This window comes from Pseudarthrobacter leeuwenhoeki (assembly GCF_055412885.1).
The window spans coordinates 177,269-200,921 of record NZ_JBVAYY010000001.1; the positions used below are offsets into that span (position 1 = coordinate 177,269).

Consider the following 23,653-nt stretch of genomic DNA (forward strand, 5'->3'; position numbering starts at 1 on the left):
GGCGTCACAGATAACCGATTTTCAAGGCTATTACTGTTTCTTCGCCCGTTTGCGCGAGGTCCGGCAGAAGTAGCCGTACGGCGGTCAGGTCCCTGGCCCGGAGGAGGCATTCGGCTTCCACCGCCAGTCTCGCAAGCCGGGACGCACCAACCATGAGCGCGGATATTTTCACGCTGATGAGAGCATCCATCGCCTGTTCGACATCATGGCCTTCCACTGAGCGCTCCAGGTACGAGAGCCGCTTGTCCCAGATGCCGATGTAGTCCAGGGCGAAATTACGGGCCACTCTGGCGCCGCCAGCTTCTTCCTCCAAACCGCGAAGAACTTCAAGGTCCAGGACGGGGATCTCCGGTGGTCCCTCAGGCGTCGCCCCTGCAGAGTAGCCGGAAGGAGGGCGGCAGGCACCATGAGTACCGCCGCCCTTGCTCTGCTTTGCATCAGACATGCCTCAAGGCTACGTTCGGAGCTTGGGAAAAGCCTGAGCAGCAGGCGAACCTATGTAAACGCTGCGGCATATCTGTGCTGGCGGTCGGGGCGGATCTTAGGACCGGACGCCGTGCAGGATTAACTCACGCCGCTGTGTTGCCGCGGTGAGGTGCCGGGAAACTACCCTCCCAGAGTCTCCATCACGTTGATGGCGGCAGGCCCCAGAAGGGCAATGAACAGCACCGGCATGATGCAGACCATCAGTGGAAAGAGCACCTTGACCGGAATCTGCATGGCTTTTTCCTCGGCCCTCTGCCGGCGCTTGATCCGCATTTCGCTGGCCTGCGTTCGCAGAACGCCGGAAATCGAGATTCCGTACTTGTCCGCCTGCAGAATCGCACTGACGAATCGTCGGAGATCGGGCGCGCTGGTCCGTTCTTTCATCGCGTCATAGGCTTCGCGACGGGACATCCCCAATTGCATATCCTGAAGAGTCCGGACAAATTCCGCTGCCAACGGTCCATGGCCATTTTGACCTGTGCGGGCCATTGCTGCGTCGAACCCGAGGCCGGCCTCGACGGCGATGGTCATTTGGTCCAGCGTGTCCGGAAGTTCAAGCATGATGGCATTCTGTCTTTCAGTGCCCTTGCTATGGATGAGAAGGTCCGGTACGAAATAGGAAACGGCCGTCACGAAGAGTGCCAGCAGAGCGGACTTCCCCGTGGGGGCACCGTTAAAATACAGGACTCCAAGGATGCCAGCCGAGGCTGCCAGGACAATCTTGGCGGCGACGACGCGTTTTAGCGGCCAGGAAGCAGGCCTGCCTGCCAAGGCCAGTTTCCGGTCGAGTCCCGCGATCAACCTGCCGGGCGTATAGCGGTTGGCCAGGGCTTCAAAGCGTTGGGCCTTCTGTTTCGGCTGCTTCTTTCCAGCAGTCAGTCCCCGCGAGAGGCTCTCCTGGATGATGCGCCGCCCGGGACGTTGATGTCCCTGAATTGACCAGCCCAGCAGCAGAATTGCTGCTGCGACGGCCACAATACCGCTCACTGCTAACGGCGACATTTTTCGTCCTTATCGTATGGCTGGGACTTGCGTGAAGAACTGCCTGCTAGAACTTGAAGCTGACCACTTTGCGCAGCCACAAGGCTCCAACGGTCAGCAGGACGGCAGAGACGCCGATCAGCACCCAACCGATCGGGTTTTCAAACAGGGGATCCATATATCCCGGGCTGATGACCACGAGTGTTCCGCCCAGTCCGAAGGGGAGCACCATCAAAACAATGGCGGAGATCTTTCCTTCTGCACTCAGGGACTTGACCTGTCCCCGGATCTGGTTGCGTTCACGGATGGTATGCCCGACCTGGTCCAGGACATCGGCCAGGTTCCCGCCAACCTCGCGGTGAATGGCCATAGCCTGGGAAACCCAGGAAAAGTCTTCCGACTTCATCCGTTCGGCCGCGTCGTCGAGGGCATCACCCAGATCCCGGCCCAGTCTCGTTTCATTGATGATGCGGGTGAACTCCTCCGACGTGGGAGACTCGGACTCGCCGGAGACTGCATCGATCGCCCGCAGAAGGCTGTGGCCGGCACGGAGGCCCCCAGAAAGCAGTTGGAGGGTGTCGTCCAACTGGTCGGCGAAGCGCTTCCGCCGGTGGGCGGCCGAGAACCGCAACCCAACACGTGCGCCGAGGGGCGACGCAATGGCCAGGACCAAGGCGAGGAAAGGCCCGCCGGCGATAAGGCCAACGGCTGCAGCCACGACGCACGCGGCCGCGGTGAGCAGGAGGAATTCAGCGGGCCTAAACTTCAATCCCGCAGCTTCGATGGCGCCGGCGATCACGGCGGCGTAGTTTTGGCGGCTGAGCAGTCCCTCTACCTGCTGGGTTACCCAGGTAGCCAGCCGGGAGGAGGATGGAGTGCCGGTGGTTGCAGCCCGGTTCAGGGAGTTCCTGGGCTGCCGGGGAGCCACAACAAGAAACGCGCCGACGGCCAGGCCCGAGTAGCAGAGCAGGCAACCCACCATGAGGAGGAGTACCGACGGCTCAGGACTCATCAGGTTCTCCTGGCCGCGGGGGTCCCGAATACGCTGGGAGACAACTCGATGCCCAGCTCATTGAACCGTTCGGTGAATTTTGGCCGCACGCCAGTCGGTACAGGCTTACCGAGAAAACGGCCGTTGGCATCGAGACCAGCGCTGTAGTCAAAAACAAACGCATCCTGCAGCGTGACGATTTCGCCTTCCATACCCTGGACTTCGGTCACGTGTGTGACCCGCCGTGTGCCGTCCCGCAACCGGGTGAGCTGGACAATCACATCCACGGCGGACGCGATCTGCTCGCGCACCGCGCGCAAAGGCAGGTCCATGCCCGCCATCAATACCAGCGTCTCCATCCGGGCGATCGCATCCCGTGGAGAGTTTGAATGAACCGTGGACAACGACCCGTCGTGGCCTGTGTTCATTGCCTGGAGCATGTCCAGGGTCTCCCCACCGCGGACCTCACCCACCACGATCCGGTCCGGCCTCATCCGCAGGGAGTTCCGGACCAGATCCCGGATTGTGATTGCCCCTTTGCCCTCGATGTTGGAAGGACGGCTTTCAAGACGCACCACGTGATCCTGCTGCAATTGGAGCTCCACCGCATCCTCGATGGTCACGATCCGTTCATCCTCAGGGATGAAAGATGACAGGACATTGAGCAGTGTGGTCTTTCCGGTGCCGGTTCCGCCGGACACAATGATGTTGAGCCTGGCCTTGACGCAGGCATCAAGCAATTCCGCCATTTCCGGAGACAGGGTGCCGAAGCCGATGAGGTCGCTGACCTGGAACGGGTCGGTCGCGAATTTTCGAATGGTCAATGAAGACCCGTTGACGGCCAGCGGCGGTATGACCGCATTGACCCGGGACCCGTCCGCGAGCCGCGCGTCCACAAGCGGTGACGACTCGTCAATGCGCCGGCCCACACGGGCCACAATCCGTTCGATGACCTTGCGCAGATGGTCCTCCGAGGCGAACCGAACGCCGCTGAGGGTGAGTTTGCCCTTGTGTTCGACGTAGATCATGTCTGGTCCGTTGACCATGATTTCCGTGATCTCCTCGTCGTCCAGCAGACGCTGCAGGGGTCCATACCCCAAGACGTCATCACTAACGCCCCGAATCAACCGCTGCCGTTCCTCCTTGGTCAGCGGAACTTCTTCCTCTTCCACCACCTGGACCAATTCCTCCTGGACAAGGGTGTACAGCTGCTCTTCGGTCAGCAAGGGGTCCAGCAGCCGCGTTCCCAGCCGTTCAAAAAGGATGACCCCCGCCCTGTCCTTCAGCTTCGCCAGGGCATCCCGTGCCGGCGGAATAGGGGTGGAGGATTTCCCGCTTCGTGAAGGCCGCGCCGCATCAAACGCTGGCGGCGGTACGGATTCGATGGTTGAGTTCGTCATCGGCGAGTCCTCGCCGGACGGATTGGACTCGTTCCTGCCGGCAGGGCGCTGACGTACACTTGGTGCCGCTGAAGGCGACGGGACGCGGGCGGCTTCCAGGCGCTGGGCGAGATTCACGATGTTCCAATCCGGTGTCTGGCAGAGCGCTTTCGGGCAGGTTTAGCAGTCGGCGCAAAGCGGCTAACCAGTTTGCGCAGAGCCTTGCTGGCCGGATCACGCCCGTTCCGGGACAGCAGAGGAACGCCGCGGTTGGTGGATATCCGCAGCGTACGGGAAGCCGGAACGACGACGTCGACGTTGACACCGAGAGTGGTTTCCACATCCTGCTGAGAAATCCCGTCGCGAGGGTCCGCCGCGTTGAGGACCAGATGCCGCCTGGTCGCGGCCATGCCGAGTTCCCGCAGGACATCCAGTTCCTTGCGCATTCCCCGCACGCCGGGAACGTCCATGCTGGTAACCAGGACGAGATCCGTGGCCTGGTCGAGCGCCGCGAGGGTCTGTTCGGACAGACCGGGGGCGGTGTCGATGACGACAAACTTGTACAGACCCGCAAGCTGGTCCACGAGATGGGCGATATCATCGCCGGTGACCTCGTCCGCGGCGCCCGGGAGGGCCGGGGCGCACAGAGCGTACAGTCCGGAAGAATGTGCACTGAGGAAGGATTTGAGCACCATGTTGTCCCGCCTGGCGGGGCCGTGAACTGCGTCATTGACTGAATGATCCGGCGTGATGGAGAGGGCCGTAGCCACGTCACCGAACTGCAGATCGAGATCAAGGAGCACAACGGCGTGGGGTGCTCCCGCAGCCAAGCCGACGGCGAGATTGCTGGCCACCGTGGTTTTGCCCGCCCCGCCCTTTGGGGAGATGACCGCAATGACCCGTCCACTCGTGGTGCCAGCGCTGTCGTCGGGATGCAGGCCGGCGGCATGACGCCGGATGGATGCGCTGCGGGTGGCGCGGTGGAGCAGTGCGCTCATGCTGCTGGCATCGGCGTCGGGCTCAAGGACATCGCGGATACCAGCGCGCATGGCAGAGAGCACGAGCTCCGGGCTGGGCGGGGCGACCAGCAGTATTGATACCTCCGGCCGCTGGATTTCGAAGTCGGCCGCAAGACGAAGGGCGGCGTCCGGGGGAACTCCCGGACCCAGGACCACTACGTCGAGGAGTTGGGGGTCCGGAAGGTGCAACAGCAGATCCGCTGGTTCGTTTGGGAAAGCTTCGCCGGACCAGGAATATACTTCCCCTGCCAAAACGCCGGTGGCTGCGGCGCTCAACCGCTCGTGGTATTCGGGATCGGTGCTGACCACTGCGTAGCGGCTCACTTGAACAGATCCTTTGCGGTCATTTGCCGGGTTCCGCCCTCAGCGGCGGTGGAAGGCTCTTTTGACAACCAGATCCTGCCAAATTCCTGCGCGAACAGGATTTTCTCAGCGTCGGCCCCCGTTCGTGCCAAGGTGACGATCACACTGCCCGGCGGAACCGGGGCGGCTGCCGGGGAACTGCCGGACGCGGCCGCCTCGGGGACGGCAGCGAGACCCTGAATGGCTGTGACCAGCACGTTGTGCAGGGCGAGATGGGTTACGGGCGTACCGTCATCGCCAGCTTCCAGAGAAACGAAGATTCCGACCGTGTCACCGGGCCGGAGTTGGCCACCGACCACGCGTTGCGGTTCCAACTGGATGGAAATCTCCTGCATTCCGTCCGGGACTTCGATGGCTCCCTTGGCTTTCAGGCTGGCAGGGTCTACTAAGCGCGCCTTAATGAGCTGTTCGCCGGGAACCAGGTCGACGGTGGTGACCAGTCCGCCGAGGTCCGCGAGGGAGCTGACGGCATCAGCTGCCACGACCTTTCTGGGCACGGACTGCAGGCTCACGGACTCGGTCAGGGCGCTGGCGGAGGTCCCCGCCGGCGCCGCTTTGGTCACAACCAGCACGTCGATGGTCTCCATCCCTGCGAGGGCCCTTTTGTCGGCGCCGGCGACGTAGGAGACGAGGAGGACAGTGCCGACCACTGCCAGCAGAACGGCGACGACGCCCGCAAGAATTCGGCTGTTCACGGTGAATGGCTCCTAGCGGCTGAGGGTGACGAAGAATGCGTTGAGGGCCGGGCCGCCGAGCTCTTCGACGCCAAATGACTGCAGATCCTTAAGCGAGACCAGCGTAATGAACTTTCCCTTGACGCCGGTACATTTGTCGCAGCCGGGCTGGGTGAGCTTGTTACTGGGCCAGCTATGGGCCGTTACCTTAAAGGCGGCAAAACCGTGAATGACATACCTAACGCCCTGGCCGTTTCCGGAGGCTTGGTCGTAAACCGGCAACAGAATGGTGACACCGTCGATGTCGCAGTTCTGCGGTCCGCTCTTGCCGGGCGCCCCGCCCATGATGGTTTGGTCCACATCCACACTGACCCGGCAGGTCTTGTGTCCGTCTTCGTCCAGCCAACCGAACGCTCCGGGGAGCTTGGTCCCCGCGGCTCCGACGCACGTTGATTGGTCGGAGATCCAGACCTCGGTACTTGTCGGGGTTTGGTCAAACAGGCACCTCGGCGCGGTGAATGGAAAAACCGTGGCCTTGGACGGGCTGCCCCAGGATGCCTCGGCGTCGGCCTCGACACGGGTGGAATCAATTCCAAGGATCGGAGCAAACCAGTGCCGGATGGCTGGGCTGCCGTCAGAGGTTACCGTGCTGGTCCGGACGGTGACGGTGTTACTGGTCTTCGTGGTTGTTGCGGCGGAGTGGTTGTCATTCGCGTTTGCGTTGGCTAAGCGGTTGGCGGTTGCCACGTAGTCGCCACAGCTTGCGGGGGCGGGGACTGGGGCACAGTCCTGTGCGATGGCCAGGGCGGCCGCGTCAGCTCCGTTCTGCAGCTGCGCGCGTTCCGCGTAGAGCATGCCGATATCAACAACTATGGCCGTCATACCCAGCAGGACAACCATCAGCAGTGCCGTCATAACGGCCACGGCTCCGGTTTCGTTATCTGCTACCCGCCGCATCGCATGACCGCCCGTCCGGCGAGCGGAATGGACTGGCCGAAGAGGCCGGACAGCAGAGTCAAAGAATAGGTGATGGTGATGGTCGCGTCAGCGCTAGTGGTACATGAATCGGGCGATACAGTGACTTGGCCCGCAGCCAGCGCCGGGTTCAGGCCGGGTGCGCTGGCGATGGCTTTCTCAATCGAAGGGCCCACGTCCTTTTGGATCGCCATTACCCGCACCGCTTCCCGGGCAGCGGCGGTAACCTGCATTTGGGCGTTGAACACCCGGCCGAATTCGATTATGCCCAGCAAAAGAAGCAGCAAGAGAGGAACAACGAGGGCGAACTCCACCGCTGCGGCGCCTGTTTCATTCCTCTGTTGTTTCATTGCTCTTTCTTATCCTGCCGCGGAAGGCAGCGGCCCGTCAGGGACCGCTGCCTCACCCGTCTTTTATGTCTCGAGTCGCGGAATCCGTGACTCCTACATTAAGAGAATTAAGGGGTGACGGTGACGGGCGCTTTGCCGGTGATATTGAGCTGGTCGCCCAAACCCTCGAAGAAGCCGCTCAGCTGAGGCCCGAAGACAGTCAGCCCGCCGATCAGCACAACAGCGATGAGACCGACCATCAGCGCGTATTCAACAGCTGTGGCGCCGGTTTCTTCGCGGGTCAACCGCTGCTTGAGGTTGTGCCCGAAGACGTGGAGGGTAGCGATGATAGAGACCATGAAATGCTCCTGGAGGGTGCGAGGTGGCTGGCCCCTTGCCAGCACAAGAGCCAAGCTAGCAAGCCAATCCGCCCCAATATCCGGATCATGCCACATCCTGCGCTAAGCCCTCGCAAGTAGGGCGATTACTGCGCATTTCCTGCGTCTCGGCTGCAGGTTCATGGGTTCGCGATCGTACGTTCACACCATAAGCAGCGATACGCCCAGCGCTGCCGCCAGCATGGACGGCCCAAAGGCGACGGCGGAGGTCTTATCGGCGTGTTTCAGCCGCATCAGCATGGCGGAGACCATGGCGCCGAGCACAAAGCCAAGGGCGCCGCCGTAGAAGAGTTGGCCCCATCCCAGGTAACCCAGGTACAGGCCCACGGGTGCGGCGAGTTTCACGTCCCCCATGCCGATGCCGCGGGGTGAAATGATCGCCAGAATCAGGAAGACGACGAACAGGATGGCTGCACCGGCGGCTCCACGGAACAGTCCGGCCCACCCTGCAGTGACCGTGCTGCCCACAGCCAAGAGCATCAGACCTGCCAGCAATAGTGTCAGCACCAAAGGATTCGGCAGCAAATGGTGGGTCAGGTCAATCCGGGCAAGCTGGACCGCTAGTACGCCCAGCACCAGGAATGCCGGCAGCGCCCAGTCCATGCCGAACCGCAGTGCCAATGCGGCGGAGAGGACAAAAGTGACCGCCGCCGTCGTGATTCCCAGCCGTATGGAGGCAGTGCCGGCGAGCCGGGGGAGGGTCCGCCGGATCACGGCGTCGGCCACCAGCCCCAGGCACATGCCAGCCAGCCCGACCCCGGCAATAAACAGCGGCGAAGCGAAGCCAGCGGCGGCGGTGTCGAGCACGTTTCCTCCAGGGATGCGGCGGCCGGGGCGGGCAGAGTGCATCCGGACACCCCATTTTGACCCAGTGACACGTCATCCGCTATTATTGGTAGTCGTTGTGCGTGTCCTTCTCGATGACGCGTGCCCGTCTGGGAATCCGGTTGCAGGATGACTACCCAACGGGCATATTCGAGACTCAGGACGACTGGTTACATAGAGCCCTCACCTCTGTTCCGGTAGCGCATAGATAGTAGGTGCACCTTCGTGTGACGCCTAAAACAAGAACGCCAGAACAAGAACGAGGCAAACACCGTGCGTACGTACACCCCGAAGCCCGGCGATATCAACCGCCAGTGGCACGTCATTGACGCCACAGACGTTGTCCTTGGTCGTCTCGCGAGCCAGACCGCAATCCTGCTGCGCGGCAAGCACAAGGCCACCTTTGCGTCCCACATGGACATGGGCGACTTCGTCATCATCATCAACGCTGAGAAGGTTGCCCTCACCGGCGCCAAGCTGGAGCAGAAGCGCGCATACCGCCACTCCGGCTACCCGGGCGGCCTGACCTCCGTCACCTACGCGGAGCTGCTGGAATCCAACCCGGTCCGCGCCGTGGAGAAGGCCATCAAGGGCATGCTCCCGAAGAACTCCCTCGCTGCACAGCAGCTGGGCAAGCTGAAGGTCTACAAGGGTGCCGAGCACCCCCACGCCGCCCAGCAGCCCAAGACGTACGAAATCACCCAGGTCGCCCAGTAGTCCTGGCCACCAACAAACTTTTAATCAAGGAGAATCGTGGCTCAGAACGAAGAACTGACCACCGAGGCCGTTGTGGCTGAGGAAAACCCGACCAGCTACACCTCGGAAAGCGGTCCTGCGGAAGCAGAAGCGCCCAAGAAGGAACGCCCGGCCCTTACGGTTGCCGGCGCAGCAGTTGGCCGTCGCAAGGAAGCTGTCGCACGTGTTCGCATTGTGCCCGGCACCGGCAAGTGGATCATCAACGGCCGCGAGCTGGCCAACTACTTCCCGAACAAGCTGCACCAGCAGGACGTCAACGAGCCCTTCAAGATCCTCGATCTTGACGGCGCCTACGACGTTATTGCCCGCATCCACGGTGGTGGCATTTCCGGCCAGGCCGGTGCCCTGCGTCTTGGCATCGCCCGTTCACTGAACGAGATCGACACCGAGAACAACCGCGCCACCCTGAAGAAGGCCGGTTACCTGCGCCGTGACGCCCGCGTCATCGAGCGCAAGAAGGCCGGCCTCAAGAAGGCCCGTAAGGCTCAGCAGTACTCGAAGCGTTAATCCCGCTTCCAGACGCCCTTGGCGTTTGCACGAAAGCCCGTTCCGCCCTTTGTGGCGGGGCGGGCTTTCGCCGTATAAGCAGCGCAAACAATGGCATATGGCCGTTATCCCGGCGGCGCCGCGGGCCGGCCAAGCGGCCCCGGGACCGGAAGCGCCCACCCCATCGTCTAAACTTGTCCCGATGTCTAGATTATTTGGAACTGATGGAGTCCGAGGTTTGGCCAACGGCCTGCTGACCGCCGAGCTGGCCTTGCAGCTGGCCCAGGCCGCCGCCGTTGTGCTGGGCCACGACCGCAATACCAGCGGAAGACGGCCACGCGCCGTGGTGGCCCGCGACCCCCGCGCGAGCGGTGAGTTCATTGGGGCCGCCGTCGAGGCGGGCCTGGCCAGCTCCGGCATCGATGTCTTCGATGCCGGCGTGCTTCCCACCCCGGCCGCGGCCTATCTGGTGGCAGACCTGGACGCAGACTTCGGTGTGATGATCTCCGCCTCCCACAACCCGGCCCCGGACAACGGCATCAAGTTCTTTGCCCGCGGCGGCCAGAAGCTCCCCGACGACGTGGAAAACGCCATCGAGGCACAGCTCGGCCGAGAGCCGCGCCGCCCGGTCGGCGGCGGGGTCGGCCGGATCCAGCGCTTCTCCGACGCCGAGGACCGCTACATCGTCCACCTGCTCGGCACCCTCCCGCACCGCCTGGACGGAGTCAAAGTGGTGCTGGATTGCGCCCACGGTGCAGCGAGCGGCTGTTCCCCCCAGGTCTTCAAGGACGCGGGTGCCGACGTCATTGTCATCGGCGCCGAGCCGGACGGCCTCAACATCAACGAAGGCGTCGGGTCAACCCACCTGGGGCCGCTGAAGCTGGCCGTCCTGGAGCACGGAGCCGACCTGGGAATTGCGCACGACGGCGACGCTGACCGCTGCCTCGCCGTGGACCACGAAGGAACCGTAGTCGACGGCGACGAGATCATGGCCATCCTCGCCGTGGCGCTGAAAGCCTCGGGCAAGCTCAAGGACGACGTCCTCGTCGCGACTGTGATGAGCAACCTCGGACTCAAGATCGCACTGCGTGAGGCCGGCATCAGCCTGCGCGAAACCGGTGTGGGCGACCGCTACGTCCTGGAAGGGATGCGCGAAGGCGGCTTCAACCTCGGCGGCGAGCAGTCCGGCCACGTGATCTTCGCCGACCACGCCACCACCGGCGACGGCGTCCTCACCGGCCTGCAGATTGCCGCCCAGGTCGCACTCACGGGCCGTCCGCTGAAGGACCTGGCCAAGGTCATGACCAAGCTTCCGCAGGTCCTGATCAACGTCAGAGGAGTGGACCGGACCCGGGTCAAGGGCGACGACGCCGTGGCAGCGGCCGTGGCCCTCGCCGAAGCCGAGCTCGGCGACACCGGCCGCGTGCTCCTGCGCCCCTCCGGCACCGAACCGGTGGTGCGCGTCATGGTTGAGGCAGCATCGCAGGAGACCGCCCAGGCCGTCGCGGAGCGCCTGGCGCAGGTGGTCCGGACCGAGCTGGCCCTCGCGCTCGTCTCGGACTGAGCCGCGCCACGAACCGCAAGACAATGGCGCTTCCCCGTAGGGGACGCGCCATTGTCGTTCAGGTCATCAGGCCATCAGGCTACAGGTAGGCCGGCGCCGCTTCGAGCCCGAAGTACTCCTCGAGGGTGGCAACGCCACGCTTCTGCATGTCCGTTGACGCCTCCACGCCCACGTAGCGCAGGTGCCAGGGCTCGTAGAAGTAGCCGGTGATCTCATGGAACGACCACGGGTAGCGCACCACAAAGCCGAACAGGTGGACGTTGGCCTTCGCCCAGACCGCTGCCGGCTGATTGGCGAATGCGGGGGTGAAGCTGTCCCTCCCGCTGCCGTCCCCGATGTCAAAGGACCAGCCGGTCTGGTGTTCCGAATAGCCCGGACGCGCGGAGACAGTGTCCGCCGCGGCCTGTCCGTCCGCATTAACCCACTTGTTGTAGGTGACGATCTGGGTGTTGAAGGAGCGGTAGCCGCTCGCGAGGGTGAGGACGACGCCGGCCGCCGCGGCCGCCGCGAACATCTTCTCCGCCGCACCCGCCGTCGTGCTGTTGAGCAGCGCCGCTTCACCGGAGGTGGCCAGGCGCACTCGTGGTTGGACAAGGTCGGCCGGCACATAGGCGGCGGGCGAGAGCGGCCTGTGCTTGTTCACCACCACCCAGGGACTCGCGGGGTCGGTGAGCGAGTGCCGGGGCGCGGCAGCGGAGGGCTCAGGGGCCGGCGGTGTGGAGGCCGGCGCCGTCGCGGCGGGAATGTCCGGCAGGGGCTCAGCGGAGGGCGGGGCGGCGGAGGCTGCCGAGGTGGTACCCGCCGTCGTCGCGGAGGGTGAGGATGTGGACGCCGGGGCAGGCGCCGTCGGACGGGCCGCTCCCGGGGCGCAGGCGCTCAGGGCTGCCAGGCCCGAGCCGGCCAGCAGCAGGCGGCTGAAGGCCCGCCGGCTGGGCGGGCCGGGGACGGGCTCCGGCGCGACCGGACGCTCAGCAGACCCGTCGTGGCACACCTGTGCTAGACCTTGCGGAGCAGCATGCGGCGGATGGAGTGGTCGGCGTCCTTGGTGAGCACCAGCTGGGCGCGGCCGCGGGTGGGGAGCACGTTCTCCTCCAGGTTCGGTTCGTTGATGCGCTTCCAGATCTCGTGGGCAGTCTGTTCCGCCTCTGCGTCCGTGAGGGTGGCATAGCGGTGGAAGTAGGACTCGGGCTGCGCGAACGCGGTGGTCCGGAGTGTGCGGAAGCGCTCCACGTACCACTCCTCGATGTAGGACGTTTTAGCATCAACATAGATGGAAAAATCGAAGAAGTCACTCAGGGCCAGGCCCTGCCGGCCGTCATGCCGCGGCCGGGCCGGCGCCAGAACGTTCAGGCCCTCGACGATCAGCACGTCGGGGCGGCGCACCACCACTTCCTTGCCCGGGACGATGTCATAGGTCACGTGCGAGTACCAGGGCGCCCGGACTTCCTCGGCGCCGCCCTTGATCTCGCTCACAAAGCGGAGCAGTGCGCGGCGGTCGTAGGACTCGGGGAATCCCTTGCGCTCCAGCAGCTGGCGGCGCTTGAGTTCCGCCAGCGGGTACAGGAAGCCGTCGGTGGTGATGAGCTCCACATTGGGGGTGCCGGGCCAGCGGCGGAGCATTTCGCGGAGTACACGCGCGATGGTGGACTTGCCCACGGCCACCGAACCGGCGACGCCGATCACGAACGGCGTGCGCTGGGTCTGCTCGCCCAGGAAGGTGGTGGTTGCCGCATGAAGCTGGCCTGCCGCCTCGACATACAGGTGCAGGAGCCGGGACAGCGGAAGGTAGACATCGCGGACTTCCTTCATGTCCAGGGGGTCACCGAGGCCGCGGAGACGGAGTACGTCCTCCTCGTTGAGGGGCTGCTCCATCTGGGCAGCGAGCCGGGACCAGGTCTGCCGGTCCAGCTCCACGAACGGGGAGGCGCCGTCGCCGTTCGCTTCATTGCGTTGCAAAGTCACCTTAGAGATTGTGCCCTCCGGCGGGCCGAGAGCGAAATGAACGTGCCGCAGCCGCCCCGCACGGGCGGGAGAAGGCGTGTTGGAATCGATGGTCCTACGTCCGCTGTCCGGGAAACCCGCTAGGCTTAAGCCCATGTGTGGAATCGTTGGATATGTGGGCCACTCCGCTGGCCGGGTAAATACTGGACACAATGCCCTGAACGTTGTCCTTGAAGGACTGCGGCGCCTGGAATACCGTGGCTACGACTCTGCAGGCATCGCCGTGGTAGCTGACGGGACCATTTCGTCGCGCAAGAAGTCAGGCAAACTGAGCAACCTGATTGCCGAACTTGAGGCCAACCCGCTGCCGGAATCGCTGACCGGCATCGGTCACACGCGCTGGGCGACCCACGGCGGCCCGACCGACCAGAACGCCCACCCGCACCTCTCCGATGAGGGCAAGCTGGCCGTGATCCACAACGGCATCATCGAAAACTTTGCCGAGCTCAAGCTGGAGCTCAAGCACAAGGGCGTCGTCTTCCACTCCGAGACCGACACCGAAGTGGCCGCCGCGCTGCTGGGGGACATCTACCGCAACCAGGTCCACGGCGGCTCGTCCAGGGGCGACCTGACCCAGGCCATGCAGCTGGCCTGCCAGCGCCTCGAGGGCGCCTTCACCCTCCTCGCCATCCACGCGGACCAGCCCGACATCGTCGTGGCGGCCCGCCGCAACTCCCCGCTCGTTGTGGGCCTCGGCGACGGCGAGAACTTCCTCGGCTCCGACGTCTCCGGCTTCATCGACTACACCCGCCGCGCTGTGGAACTTGGCCAGGACCAGATCGTCACCATCACCGCCGACACCGTGGAGATCACGGACTTCTACGGCGCCCCGGCCGAGGGCAAGGAATACCACGTCAACTGGGATCCGGCCTCCGCGGAGAAGGGCGGCTTCCCGTCCTTTATGGAAAAGGAAATCCACGACCAGCCGGACGCCGTGCTGCAGACCCTGCTGGGCCGCTCGGACATTAACGGCCGGCTGACCCTGGACGAGCTGCGGATTGATCCGGAACTGCTCAAGAGCGTCGACAAGATCATCGTCCTCGCCTGCGGAACCTCCGCCTACGCCGGACAGGTCGCCAAGTACGCGATCGAGCACTGGTGCCGGATCCCCACCGAGGTGGAGCTCTCCCACGAATTCCGCTACCGCGACCCGATCGTGGACGAGAACACCCTGATCGTCTCGATCTCCCAGTCCGGGGAGACCATGGACACCCTGATGGCCGTCCGCTACGCCAAGGAACAGGGCGCCAAGACGGTCTCGATCTGCAACACCAACGGTTCCACCATCCCGCGTGAATCCGACGCCGTGCTGTACACCCACGCGGGCCCGGAAATCGCCGTCGCCTCCACCAAGGCCTTCCTGGCGCAGATCACCGCCGCCTACCTCCTGGGCCTCTACCTGGCCCAGCTGCGCGGCAACAAGTTCCAGGGCGAGATCAAGGACATCCTCGCGGACCTCCACAAGATCCCGGCCAAGATCCAGCAGATCCTCGACAACGAGGCCCAGATCAAGGAGCTCGGCCAGTCCATGGCCGAGGCCAGGTCCGTGCTGTTCCTGGGCCGCCACGTCGGCTTCCCGGTGGCGATGGAGGGCGCGCTCAAGCTCAAGGAGCTCGCCTACATCCACGCCGAGGGATTCGCCGCCGGTGAGCTCAAGCACGGCCCGATTGCGCTGATCGAGGAGGGCCAGCCCGTCTTCGTGGTGGTTCCCTCGCCCCGCGGCCGGGACTCGCTGCACGCCAAGGTCGTCTCCAACATCCAGGAAGTCCGGGCGCGCGGCGCCAAGACGATCGTGATCGCCGAAGAAGGCGACGAGGCCGTCAAGGCCTACGCCGAGCACGTCTTCTACATCCCGGAGACCCCCACGCTGCTGGCCCCGCTGCTCAGCACGGTCCCGCTGCAGATTTTCGCCCTCGCCCTGGCGTCCGCCAAGGGCTACGACGTGGACCAGCCTCGCAACCTGGCCAAGAGCGTGACCGTAGAATAGCGCCATGATTGTTGGCATTGGCGTAGACGTCGTAGACATAGAACGGTTCGGCCGGCAGCTGGAGCGCACCCCCGGGCTGCGCGACAGGCTGTTCGTCCCCGCGGAGCGCGAACTGAACACACGCTCCCTGGCTGCCCGGTTCGCCGCCAAGGAGGCCGTGGCCAAGGTCCTCGGCGCCCCGGCCGGCATGAACTGGCAGGACTGCTGGATCGGGCTGGACAAGAACGGTCCCACGGTCCAGGTCAAGGGCACCGTGCTGGCCGTCGCCGCGTCGAAGGGCGTCAAACGCTGGCACCTGTCCATGAGCCACGACGGCGGCATCGCCACGGCGACCGTCATCGCCGAAGGCTGAGCACCACCAACACGAACCACGCCGCACCTCCCACAGCGACTGCACCGCGAATGGATTGAAAACCATGATCAGCGCCTACACCGGAACCCAGATACGAGACACAGAAAGAAGCTTTCTCGACGCACGCCTGGGTGCTGGCGCGGGCGCTGTTCTTATGCAGCGGGCCGCCCACGGGCTCGCCAACGCGGTGGTCCGCGAACTGCGCGCCCGCGGGGAGCGCCTCTACGGGGCCAGCGTCACCGTGCTCGCCGGCAAGGGCAACAACGGCGGGGACGGGCTGTTCGCGGCCGCCATGCTGGCCGGCCGCGGCATGCGGACGACGGCGGTACTCACCGCGGGGGAGGCCCACCCGGAAGGACTGCACGCTCTGGAAAAGGCCGGCGGCCGGGTGATCCGTCTGACGCAGGGAAACGTCACCGGCGCGTCGGCAGCCGCCACGGCCTCCGTCGTCGTCATCGACGCGGTCCTTGGCACGGGCGCACAGGGCGGGCTCCGCGGCCCAGCCGCGGAGCTGATCGAGGCGCTGGGACGCTCCCGGCCCGGGCTTGTGGTGGCCTGCGACATTCCCAGCGGCGTGGACGCTGACAGCGGAGAAGCCCATCCCCCCGTGCTCCGCGCGGAGCTGACCGTGACGTTCGGGGCGGCCAAAGCCGGACTGCTGGCCGATCCGGGGGCGGATTTCGCCGGCCGTGTGCAGGTGATTCCGATCGGGATCGAGGCTGCCCTGCCGGAGCCGGCCCTGCGCCGGCTGCAGTCCGCGGACCTCGCCGCGCTCCTGCCCCACCCCGGGCGGCGCTCCCACAAATATTCCCGCGGCGTCCTGGGCGTCGTGGCCGGCTCGCAGGAGTACCCCGGCGCCGCGGTCCTGGCCTGCCGCGGTGCGCTGGCCGCCGGCGCGGGCATGGTGCGTTACCTCGGCCCTCCGGACGTCGCTGACCTGGTCCGCCGGTCCTGCCCGGAAGTCGTGTGCGGCTCCGGCAGCGCCGCGGACGCCCACGTCCAGGCCTGGCTGCTGGGACCGGGGATCGACGAACACGCCCACGAGCAGCTCGAACGTGTCCGCGACGCCGCGGCCACCGGGCTTCCCGTCGTGGCCGACGCCGGGGCACTTCCGGCCCTGCCCCGGACCCTTGCCCCCCACTTCGTACTGACACCGCACGCCGGGGAACTTGTTACCCTGCTGGCGGGCTACGGCGCCGCCCCCGGCCGCCCCGGAGTGGAGGGCGCCACCCTCGCGGCCGCCCGGCGGGCCAGTGACCTCACCGGGGCCACCGTCCTGCTCAAAGGCGCCACGACACTCGTGGCCGCTCCTTCGGGGGCCGTCTTCAGCCAGGCCGACGCGACCCCCTGGCTGGCAACCGCCGGCAGCGGGGACGTCCTGGCCGGCATCCTGGGGGCCCTGCTCGCGCAGCTGGCCGGGGTCCCGGAGACGTTCGCTTCCCTCGGGATCCGTGCCGATGACCGGTGGGCCGGCATCGCGGCGCTGGCGGCCAGTGTCCACGGCCGGGCCGGAAGCCTCGCCTCGGACGGCGGGCCGGTGACGGCGTCGGACGTCGCGCAATCCGTGCGGGGGGTCATGGCCAAGCTGTAATAATCGCGCACCCCAAGTGCGCCGAGTCAATTAGTAACCCTACTTACCAGTAGTCTGTCTAGAGAATTTTCGCCACGCACGAGGAGTAAACATGGAAGTCTGGCCCGGAACGGCATACCCGCTGGGAGCCACTTTTGACGGCACCGGCACCAACTTTGCCCTGTTCAGCGAACTCGCGGAACGGGTGGAGCTTTGTATCCTGTCTGACGACCTGACCGAGACCCGCATTGAGCTGACCGAGGTGGACGGCTACGTGTGGCACTGCTACCTGCCGCACATCCAGCCCGGCCAGAAGTACGGCTACCGGGTCCACGGCCCGTACGAGCCCAAGAACGGCAACCGTTTCAACCCGAACAAGCTGCTGATGGACCCCTACGCCAAGGCCATCCAGGGCCAAATCGACTGGGACCCGGCGCTCTTCACCTACGAGTTCGGCGACCCCGAATCCCTCAACAACAGTGATTCGGCACCACACACCATGCACGGCGTGGTCATCAACCCGTTCTTCGAATGGGACGGCGACCGCCAGCCGCGGATCCCCTACCACCAGTCGGTCATCTACGAGGCCCACGTCAAGGGCCTGACCGAGCTGCACCCGGAGGTCCCCGAAGACCAGCGCGGCACCTATGCCGGCGTCGCGCACCCGGCGGTCATTGACCACCTGAAGAAGCTCGGCGTCACGGCGATCGAGCTCATGCCCGTCCACCAGTTCGTCAACGACGGCACGCTCGAGGAAAAGGGCCTCAGCAACTACTGGGGCTACAACACCATCGGATTCTTCGCCCCGCAGAACACCTACAGCTCCTCCGGCGACGTCGGGCACCAGGTCCAGGAATTCAAGGCCATGGTCCGCGATCTGCACAAGGCCGGCATGGAAGTGATCCTGGATGTGGTCTACAACCACACCGCGGAAGGCAACCACCTCGGCCCCACCCTGTCCTTCAAGGGCATCGACAACCAGGCCTACTACCGCCTCGTCGACGACGACCTGAAGCACTACATGGACTACACCGGCACCGGAAACTCCCTCAACGTCCGCAACCCGCACTCGCTCCAGCTGCTGATGGACTCCCTGCGCTACTGGGTGACAGAAATGCATGTCGACGGTTTCCGCTTCGACCTCGCCTCCACGCTCGCCCGCGAGTTCTACGACGTCGACAAGCTTTCCACCTTCTTCGAACTCATCCAGCAGGACCCGATCGTCTCCCAGGTCAAGCTGATCGCCGAGCCCTGGGACATCGGCCCGGGCGGCTACCAGGTGGGCAACTTCCCGCCGCAGTGGACCGAGTGGAACGGCAAGTACCGCGACACGGTCCGCGACTTCTGGCGCGGCGAGCCCTCCACCCTGGGCGAATTCGCCTCCCGCCTGACCGGCTCCGCGGACCTGTACGAAAGCTCGGCGCGGCGCCCCGTGGCCTCGATCAACTTCGTCACGGCCCACGACGGCTTCACCATGCGCGACCTGGTGTCCTACAACGAGAAGCGCAACGACGCCAACGGCGAGGGCAACAATGACGGCGAATCCCACAACCGGTCCTGGAACTGCGGCGAAGAGGGCGACACCGACAACGACCTCGTCCTGACCCTCCGTGCCCGCCAGCAGCGCAACTTCATCGCCACCCTGCTGCTCTCGCAGGGCGTGCCGATGCTCCTGCACGGTGACGAGCTCGGCCGCACCCAGCAGGGCAACAACAACACCTACTGCCAGGACTCCGAGCTGAGCTGGATCCACTGGGAAGCCATGGACCAGCCGCTGGTGGAGTTCACCGCAGTGGTCAACAAGATCCGCCACGACCACCCGACGTTCCGGCGCAGCCGCTTCTTCGACGGCCGCCCGGTACGCCGTGGTGAGGGCGAGAAGCTGCCGGACATCGTCTGGCTCTCGACGGACGGCACCGAAATGCTGCCGGAGGACTGGGACAGCGGCTTCGGCCGGACCATCGGCGTGTTCTACAACGGACACGGCATCCAGGAACAGGACTCCCGCGGCCGCCGGATCACCGATGACAACTTCCTGCTCGCTTTCAACGCCCACGACGACGACGTGGACTTCGCGCTGCCGGCCGAGGAATACTCACCGGTCTGGGACGTCCTGGTGGACACCTCGGACCAGGCCGACACCGGGGAGCCGCTCAAGGCGCGGTCGGTGCTGAAACTCGCCGCCAAGTCCATGGTGGTGCTGCGCGCCCATTCCGGCCCCGAGGTGGAAGTGGACTACTCCGCGGCCGCGTCACTGGCCTCCATGGCCGAGCATGAGGAAGCCTTCGAGGAGATGGCGGAGGCGCAGGACCACGCCGCCGCAGCCGTCGCGGAAGCTGCCGCCAAATGAGGACCCCCGTCTCCACCTACCGGCTTCAGATCCGGCCCGGCTTCACCCTCCAGGATGCTGCCGAGACCGTTCCCTACCTGAAGTCACTCGGCGTGGACTGGATCTACCTCTCGCCGATCCTGACCGCGGAGAAGGGCTCGGACCACGGCTATGACGTCACCGATCCCTCCGCGATCGACCCCGACCGGGGCGGACCGGAGGGTCTGGCCGCCGCGTCGCGGGCAGCGCGGGAAGCCGGGATGGGCGTGCTGGTTGACATCGTGCCCAACCATGTCGGCGTCGCAACCCCCGCGCAGAACCCGTGGTGGTGGTACCTGCTCAAGGAAGGGCAGCAGTCCCGCTACGCCCCGGCGTTCGACGTCGACTGGGACTTCGGCGGCGGCCGGATCCGGATCCCCGTGCTGGGATCTGACTCCGACGTTGACGCGCTGGAAATCAAGGACGGGGAGCTGCGGTACTACGGCCACCGCTTCCCGCTGGCCGAGGGCACCTATACCGCAGGTGACTCCACGGGCGATGACCCCCGCGAAGTCCACGACCGGCAGCACTACGAGCTGGTCGGCTGGCGCCGGGCCGACAACGAGCTGAACTACCGCAGGTTCTTCGCCGTCAACAGCCTGGCCGGCATCCGGGTCGAGCTCCCGGAGGTCTTCGATGAGGCCCACGCCGAGATTGTCCGCTGGTTCCGCGACGGGCTTGTCGACGGAGTGCGGATCGATCACCCGGACGGACTGGCCGATCCGGAGGGGTACCTGCGCCGGCTCCGCGAGGTCACGGGCGGCAGTTACCTGCTGGTCGAGAAGATCCTGGAACCGGGGGAGGTGCTTCCGGCGGGCTTCGACTGCGAGGGAACCACCGGCTACGACGCCCTCGCGGACGTGGACCGGCTCTTCGTCGACCCCTCCGGGCAGGAGACCCTCGATGCCCTCGACACCGGGCTGCGCGGTGGCCAGGCGGCGGACTACGAGGAGATGATCCGGGGCACCAAGCGCCGGATCACGGACGGGATCCTCCACTCCGAGATGCTCCGGCTGGCACGGCTGGTGCCGTCCGGAACCGGCCTCAGCGCCGACCAGGCCGCCGATGCCCTGTCCGAAATCATCGCCGCCTTCCCGGTCTACCGCAGTTACCTGCCCGAAGGCGCGGACGTCCTGAAAGAGGCGTGCGAACTGGCCGTCCGGCGCCGCCCTGAGTTGGCGGACGCCGTCGGGCAGCTGCTGCCGCTGCTCCTGGACGCCGGCCTGGAGCCGGGCGCCGAGCTGGGACGCCGCTTCCAGCAGACCTCCGGCATGGTCATGGCCAAGGGCGTGGAGGACACCGCGTTCTTCCGCTACACCCGGCTGGGGACCCTGACGGAAGTCGGGGCCGATCCCACCGAGTTCGCCGTCGACCCGGACGAGTTCCACCACCGGATGGCTAGGCGGCAGGCTGAGCTTCCGCTGTCCATGACGACGCTGAGCACGCACGACACCAAGCGCAGCGAAGACACCCGGGCCCGGATCTCCGTGCTCGCGGAGATGGCCCCGCAATGGCGGGCCGCCCTGGCCCGGCTGCAGGAACTGGCGCCGCTGCCCGACGGGCCACTGGCGAACCTGCTGTGGCAGGCCATCGCCGGTGCCTGGCCCGCGGACCGGGACCGGCTGCAGTCCTACGCGCAGAAGGCGGCCCGGGAGGCCGGGAACTCGACCGACTGGCTGGACCCGGATGCGGGCTTCGAGGAGAAGCTGGCCGCTGCGGTCGACGCGGCCTTCGACAACGTCGACGTCCGGGGGGAACTGGAGTCCCTTGTGGAGCTTCTGGCGCCGTACGGGGCCGTCAATTCACTGGGGGCCAAGCTGGTGCAGCTGACCATGCCCGGGGTCCCGGACGTGTACCAGGGCACCGAGTTCTGGGACCGTTCGCTGACGGATCCGGACAACCGGCGGCCGTTCGACTACGGTGCGCGGCGCACGGCCCTGGCCGCGCTCGACGCCGGTGACCTCCCGGCGTCGTACACCGATGACGCGGCGAAACTCCTGGTCACCTCGCGGGCGCTGCGCCTGCGCCGCGACCGCCCGGAGCTGTTCACGGGCTACCGCCCCGTGGCGGCAACCGGCTCGGCTGCCGGGCACCTGATCGGCTTCGACCGTTGCGCTGCCGCAGGCACCGGGGCACTCACCCTCGCGACCCGGCTGCCCCGGGGACTGGAGCAACAGGGCGGCTGGCGGGACACCGCCATCCACCTGGACGGTCTCATGACCGACGAACTGACGGGCGCCACCTTCGGCCCGGGCGCCGTGGAGGTGGCCGCCATCCTGGCCAGCTACCCGGTTGCCCTGCTGGTACCCGCCAAGCACTGACTGAACCACCGATAAACGGAAAGCTGTGATCACTTTGCCTGCTGACGGAAATGACCGCTTCGACCTCTGGGCGCCGGAAGCGGGCACCGTGACGCTGCTCGCCGACGGCCAGCAGTACCCGATGACACGACGGCCCGGCGGCGGGGCTGGTAGTGATGGCGACGGCACCGGCGGCTGGTGGACCGCCCCGGGCGCCCCGGCCGCCGGGGACGTCGACTACGGCTACCTCCTGGACGGGGACAGCACCCCGCTGCCGGACCCCCGCTCCCGGCGGCAGCCCGAGGGCGTCCACTCCCTGTCCCGCACCTTCGACGCCGGCAGCCACGAGTGGGCGGACGCGCAGTGGCAGGGCCGCGGGCTGCAGGGAGCCGTGATCTACGAGCTGCACCTGGGGACCTTCACCCCCGAAGGAACCCTGGACGCGGCGATCGGCAAGCTCGACTACCTGGTGGAGCTCGGCATTGACTTCGTGGAGCTGCTGCCGGTGAACGGCTTCAACGGCACCCACAACTGGGGCTACGACGGTGTCCTCTGGTACGCCGTGCACGAGGGCTATGGCGGACCTGCCGCGTACCAGCGCTTCGTGGACGCCGCCCATGCCGCCGGGCTCGGCGTCATCCAGGACGTCGTCTACAACCACCTCGGCCCCAGCGGGAACTACCTCTCGCGGTTCGGGCCGTACCTGAAGTCGGGGGAGGGCAACACCTGGGGCGACTCGGTGAACCTCGACGGCCCCGGCTCCGACGTCGTGCGCCGCTACATCCTCGAGAACGCCGCGATGTGGCTGCGGGACTACCACGTGGACGGGCTGCGGCTCGATGCCGTGCACGCCTTCAAGGACGAGCGGGCGGTCCACCTGCTCGAGGAGTTCGGGGCGCTCGCGGACGACGTCACTGCCGAAACCGGCCGGCCCGCCACGATGATCGCCGAGTCGGACCTCAACGATCCCCGGCTGATCTACCCGCGGGACCTCAACGGCCACGGCCTGGCCGGGCAGTGGAGCGACGATTTCCACCACGCCGTGCACGTCAACGTCAGCGGGGAGACCACGGGCTACTACGAGGACTTCGGATCCCTCGAGGCCCTGGCCAAGGTCCTGGTCGATGGCTACTTCCACGACGGCAGCTACTCCAGCTTCCGCGGGCGGCACCACGGCCGGCCCATCAACACCGGACTTGTCCACCCGGCGGCGCTGGTGGTCTGCAACCAGAACCACGACCAGATCGGCAACCGGGCCACCGGCGACCGGCTGTCCCAGACGCTGGGGTACGGGCAGCTGGCGCTCGCCGCCGTCGCGACCCTGACCTCACCGTTCACGCCGATGCTGTTCATGGGAGAGGAATACGGCGCCACCACGCCGTGGCAGTTCTTCACCTCGCATCCGGAGCCGGAGCTCGGGAAGGCCACCGCGGAGGGCCGGATCCGGGAGTTCGAGCGGATGGGCTGGGACCCCGCCGTCGTGCCCGACCCGCAGGACCCGGAGACCTTCACCCGCTCCAAACTCAACTGGGACGAGGCCGGCGAGGGTGACCACGCCCGGCTGCTGGAGCTGTACCGGCAGCTGATCGCGCTGAGGCGCTCAACGCCGGAGCTCGCCGGCCTGGGCTTCGAGGACACCGCGGTGGCCTTCAGCGAGGCCGACGGCTGGCTCCGGCTGCGCCGCGGCAGCGTGGAGGTCGCGATGAACTTCTCCGCCGAACCGAACCGGCTCGCCGTTGCCGGCAGCACGGTCGCGCTGGCCACCGACGGCGGCGTGCACCTCGGGGACCGCCAGCTCGACCTCCCCGGCCACAGCGCCGCCATCATCACGAAATAGGACAGGAAAGTA

Annotated in this window: 21 protein-coding genes; 9 read left to right on the top strand and 12 right to left on the bottom strand. The window is 66.0% G+C overall.

Translation table 11 applies throughout. The features are described 5' to 3' along the window. Window positions 1–4 precede the first annotated feature (4 nt). The 10 genes from ACZYX4_RS00935 to ACZYX4_RS00980 form a co-directional block, all read right to left on the bottom strand. A complete protein-coding gene (locus ACZYX4_RS00935; protein ID WP_463872998.1) occupies window positions 5–445 on the bottom strand; it encodes an Hpt domain-containing protein in 441 nt (146 codons plus the stop codon). 161 nt (window positions 446–606) lie between these two features. Beyond that, window positions 607–1,488: a type II secretion system F family protein gene (locus ACZYX4_RS00940; protein WP_463872999.1), complete on the bottom strand. Its 882-nt coding sequence runs from the start codon at window positions 1,486–1,488 to the stop codon at window positions 607–609. Between the two features lie 46 nt (window positions 1,489–1,534). After that, entirely contained in the window at window positions 1,535–2,479 is a 945-nt protein-coding gene (locus tag ACZYX4_RS00945) for a type II secretion system F family protein (protein ID WP_463873000.1), read from the bottom strand. Continuing rightward, window positions 2,479–3,858 (bottom strand): CpaF family protein, encoded by a 1,380-nt coding sequence (locus ACZYX4_RS00950; protein WP_463873001.1) that lies wholly within the window; start codon window positions 3,856–3,858, stop codon window positions 2,479–2,481. Before ACZYX4_RS00950 ends, ACZYX4_RS00945 begins: the two co-directional genes overlap by 1 nt. Window positions 3,859–3,971: 113 nt before the next feature. Next, the gene (locus ACZYX4_RS00955; RefSeq protein WP_463873002.1) at window positions 3,972–5,180 is read right to left on the bottom strand and encodes an AAA family ATPase; all 1,209 of its coding nucleotides are present in this window, start codon (window positions 5,178–5,180) and stop codon (window positions 3,972–3,974) included. Continuing rightward, window positions 5,177–5,914, bottom strand: coding sequence for a Flp pilus assembly protein CpaB (gene cpaB, locus ACZYX4_RS00960; protein ID WP_463873003.1), 738 nt, complete (start codon window positions 5,912–5,914; stop codon window positions 5,177–5,179). The genes ACZYX4_RS00955 and cpaB overlap by 4 nt, the downstream gene beginning before the upstream one ends. A 12-nt stretch (window positions 5,915–5,926) precedes the next feature. Beyond that, on the bottom strand, window positions 5,927–6,817 hold the full coding sequence (locus tag ACZYX4_RS00965) for a pilus assembly protein TadG-related protein (protein ID WP_463873004.1): 891 nt from the start codon (window positions 6,815–6,817) through the stop codon (window positions 5,927–5,929). 20 nt (window positions 6,818–6,837) lie between these two features. Continuing rightward, window positions 6,838–7,218: a TadE/TadG family type IV pilus assembly protein gene (locus tag ACZYX4_RS00970; RefSeq protein ID WP_463873006.1), complete on the bottom strand. Its 381-nt coding sequence runs from the start codon at window positions 7,216–7,218 to the stop codon at window positions 6,838–6,840. A gap of 107 nt (window positions 7,219–7,325) precedes the next feature. Then, complete coding sequence (locus tag ACZYX4_RS00975) at window positions 7,326–7,556, bottom strand: Flp family type IVb pilin (protein WP_463873007.1); 231 nt, start codon at window positions 7,554–7,556, stop codon at window positions 7,326–7,328. A gap of 180 nt (window positions 7,557–7,736) precedes the next feature. After that, window positions 7,737–8,402: a prepilin peptidase gene (locus tag ACZYX4_RS00980; RefSeq protein WP_463873008.1), complete on the bottom strand. Its 666-nt coding sequence runs from the start codon at window positions 8,400–8,402 to the stop codon at window positions 7,737–7,739. A gap of 291 nt (window positions 8,403–8,693) precedes the next feature. Between ACZYX4_RS00980 and rplM the strand changes: the two genes are divergently transcribed. From rplM to glmM, 3 genes are all read left to right on the top strand, one after another. Further along, a complete protein-coding gene (gene rplM / locus ACZYX4_RS00985; RefSeq protein ID WP_024367145.1) occupies window positions 8,694–9,137 on the top strand; it encodes a 50S ribosomal protein L13 in 444 nt (147 codons plus the stop codon). 36 nt (window positions 9,138–9,173) lie between these two features. Then, complete coding sequence (rpsI, locus tag ACZYX4_RS00990) at window positions 9,174–9,683, top strand: 30S ribosomal protein S9 (protein ID WP_463873009.1); 510 nt, start codon at window positions 9,174–9,176, stop codon at window positions 9,681–9,683. Window positions 9,684–9,864: 181 nt separating this feature from the next. Further along, a complete protein-coding gene (gene glmM, locus ACZYX4_RS00995) occupies window positions 9,865–11,226 on the top strand; it encodes a phosphoglucosamine mutase (RefSeq protein ID WP_463873010.1) in 1,362 nt (453 codons plus the stop codon). 79 nt (window positions 11,227–11,305) lie between these two features. Here glmM and ACZYX4_RS01000 read toward each other — a convergent pair whose 3' ends face one another. Then, complete coding sequence (locus ACZYX4_RS01000; protein WP_463873011.1) at window positions 11,306–12,217, bottom strand: M15 family metallopeptidase; 912 nt, start codon at window positions 12,215–12,217, stop codon at window positions 11,306–11,308. 5 nt (window positions 12,218–12,222) lie between these two features. Beyond that, on the bottom strand, window positions 12,223–13,188 hold the full coding sequence (gene coaA, locus ACZYX4_RS01005; RefSeq protein ID WP_463873013.1) for a type I pantothenate kinase: 966 nt from the start codon (window positions 13,186–13,188) through the stop codon (window positions 12,223–12,225). Window positions 13,189–13,321: 133 nt separating this feature from the next. Here coaA and glmS point away from each other — a divergent pair, with 133 nt between their 5' ends. The 6 genes from glmS (at window position 13,322) to treZ (ending at window position 23,641) form a co-directional block, all read left to right on the top strand. After that, complete coding sequence (gene glmS / locus ACZYX4_RS01010) at window positions 13,322–15,214, top strand: glutamine--fructose-6-phosphate transaminase (isomerizing) (RefSeq protein WP_463873015.1); 1,893 nt, start codon at window positions 13,322–13,324, stop codon at window positions 15,212–15,214. Between the two features lie 4 nt (window positions 15,215–15,218). Next, window positions 15,219–15,566: a holo-ACP synthase gene (locus ACZYX4_RS01015; RefSeq protein WP_463873016.1), complete on the top strand. Its 348-nt coding sequence runs from the start codon at window positions 15,219–15,221 to the stop codon at window positions 15,564–15,566. 64 nt (window positions 15,567–15,630) lie between these two features. Continuing rightward, the gene (locus tag ACZYX4_RS01020) at window positions 15,631–17,157 is read left to right on the top strand and encodes an NAD(P)H-hydrate epimerase (protein WP_463873018.1); all 1,527 of its coding nucleotides are present in this window, start codon (window positions 15,631–15,633) and stop codon (window positions 17,155–17,157) included. Window positions 17,158–17,248: 91 nt separating this feature from the next. Beyond that, window positions 17,249–19,486, top strand: coding sequence for a glycogen debranching protein GlgX (gene glgX, locus ACZYX4_RS01025; protein ID WP_463873019.1), 2,238 nt, complete (start codon window positions 17,249–17,251; stop codon window positions 19,484–19,486). After that, window positions 19,483–21,825, top strand: coding sequence for a malto-oligosyltrehalose synthase (treY, locus tag ACZYX4_RS01030; protein ID WP_463873020.1), 2,343 nt, complete (start codon window positions 19,483–19,485; stop codon window positions 21,823–21,825). Before glgX ends, treY begins: the two co-directional genes overlap by 4 nt. A 28-nt stretch (window positions 21,826–21,853) precedes the next feature. Next, window positions 21,854–23,641 carry a malto-oligosyltrehalose trehalohydrolase gene (treZ, locus tag ACZYX4_RS01035; protein ID WP_463873195.1) on the top strand — a complete coding sequence of 596 codons (1,788 nt, stop codon included), beginning with the start codon at window positions 21,854–21,856 and terminating at the stop codon, window positions 23,639–23,641. Window positions 23,642–23,653 lie beyond the last annotated feature (12 nt).

Coding starts and splice junctions, on each gene's coding strand:
- glmM (WP_463873010.1), top strand. CDS start 9,865: ATGTCTAGATTATTTGGAACTGATGGAGTCCGAGGTTTGGCCAACGGC.
- ACZYX4_RS00950 (WP_463873001.1), bottom strand. CDS start 3,858: ATGACGAACTCAACCATCGAATCCGTACCGCCGCCAGCGTTTGATGCG.
- ACZYX4_RS00935 (WP_463872998.1), bottom strand. CDS start 445: ATGTCTGATGCAAAGCAGAGCAAGGGCGGCGGTACTCATGGTGCCTGC.
- ACZYX4_RS00970 (WP_463873006.1), bottom strand. CDS start 7,218: ATGAAACAACAGAGGAATGAAACAGGCGCCGCAGCGGTGGAGTTCGCC.
- glmS (WP_463873015.1), top strand. CDS start 13,322: ATGTGTGGAATCGTTGGATATGTGGGCCACTCCGCTGGCCGGGTAAAT.
- glgX (WP_463873019.1), top strand. CDS start 17,249: ATGGAAGTCTGGCCCGGAACGGCATACCCGCTGGGAGCCACTTTTGAC.
- ACZYX4_RS01020 (WP_463873018.1), top strand. CDS start 15,631: ATGATCAGCGCCTACACCGGAACCCAGATACGAGACACAGAAAGAAGC.
- ACZYX4_RS01015 (WP_463873016.1), top strand. CDS start 15,219: ATGATTGTTGGCATTGGCGTAGACGTCGTAGACATAGAACGGTTCGGC.
- ACZYX4_RS00940 (WP_463872999.1), bottom strand. CDS start 1,488: ATGTCGCCGTTAGCAGTGAGCGGTATTGTGGCCGTCGCAGCAGCAATT.
- treY (WP_463873020.1), top strand. CDS start 19,483: ATGAGGACCCCCGTCTCCACCTACCGGCTTCAGATCCGGCCCGGCTTC.
- ACZYX4_RS00945 (WP_463873000.1), bottom strand. CDS start 2,479: ATGAGTCCTGAGCCGTCGGTACTCCTCCTCATGGTGGGTTGCCTGCTC.
- ACZYX4_RS00975 (WP_463873007.1), bottom strand. CDS start 7,556: ATGGTCTCTATCATCGCTACCCTCCACGTCTTCGGGCACAACCTCAAG.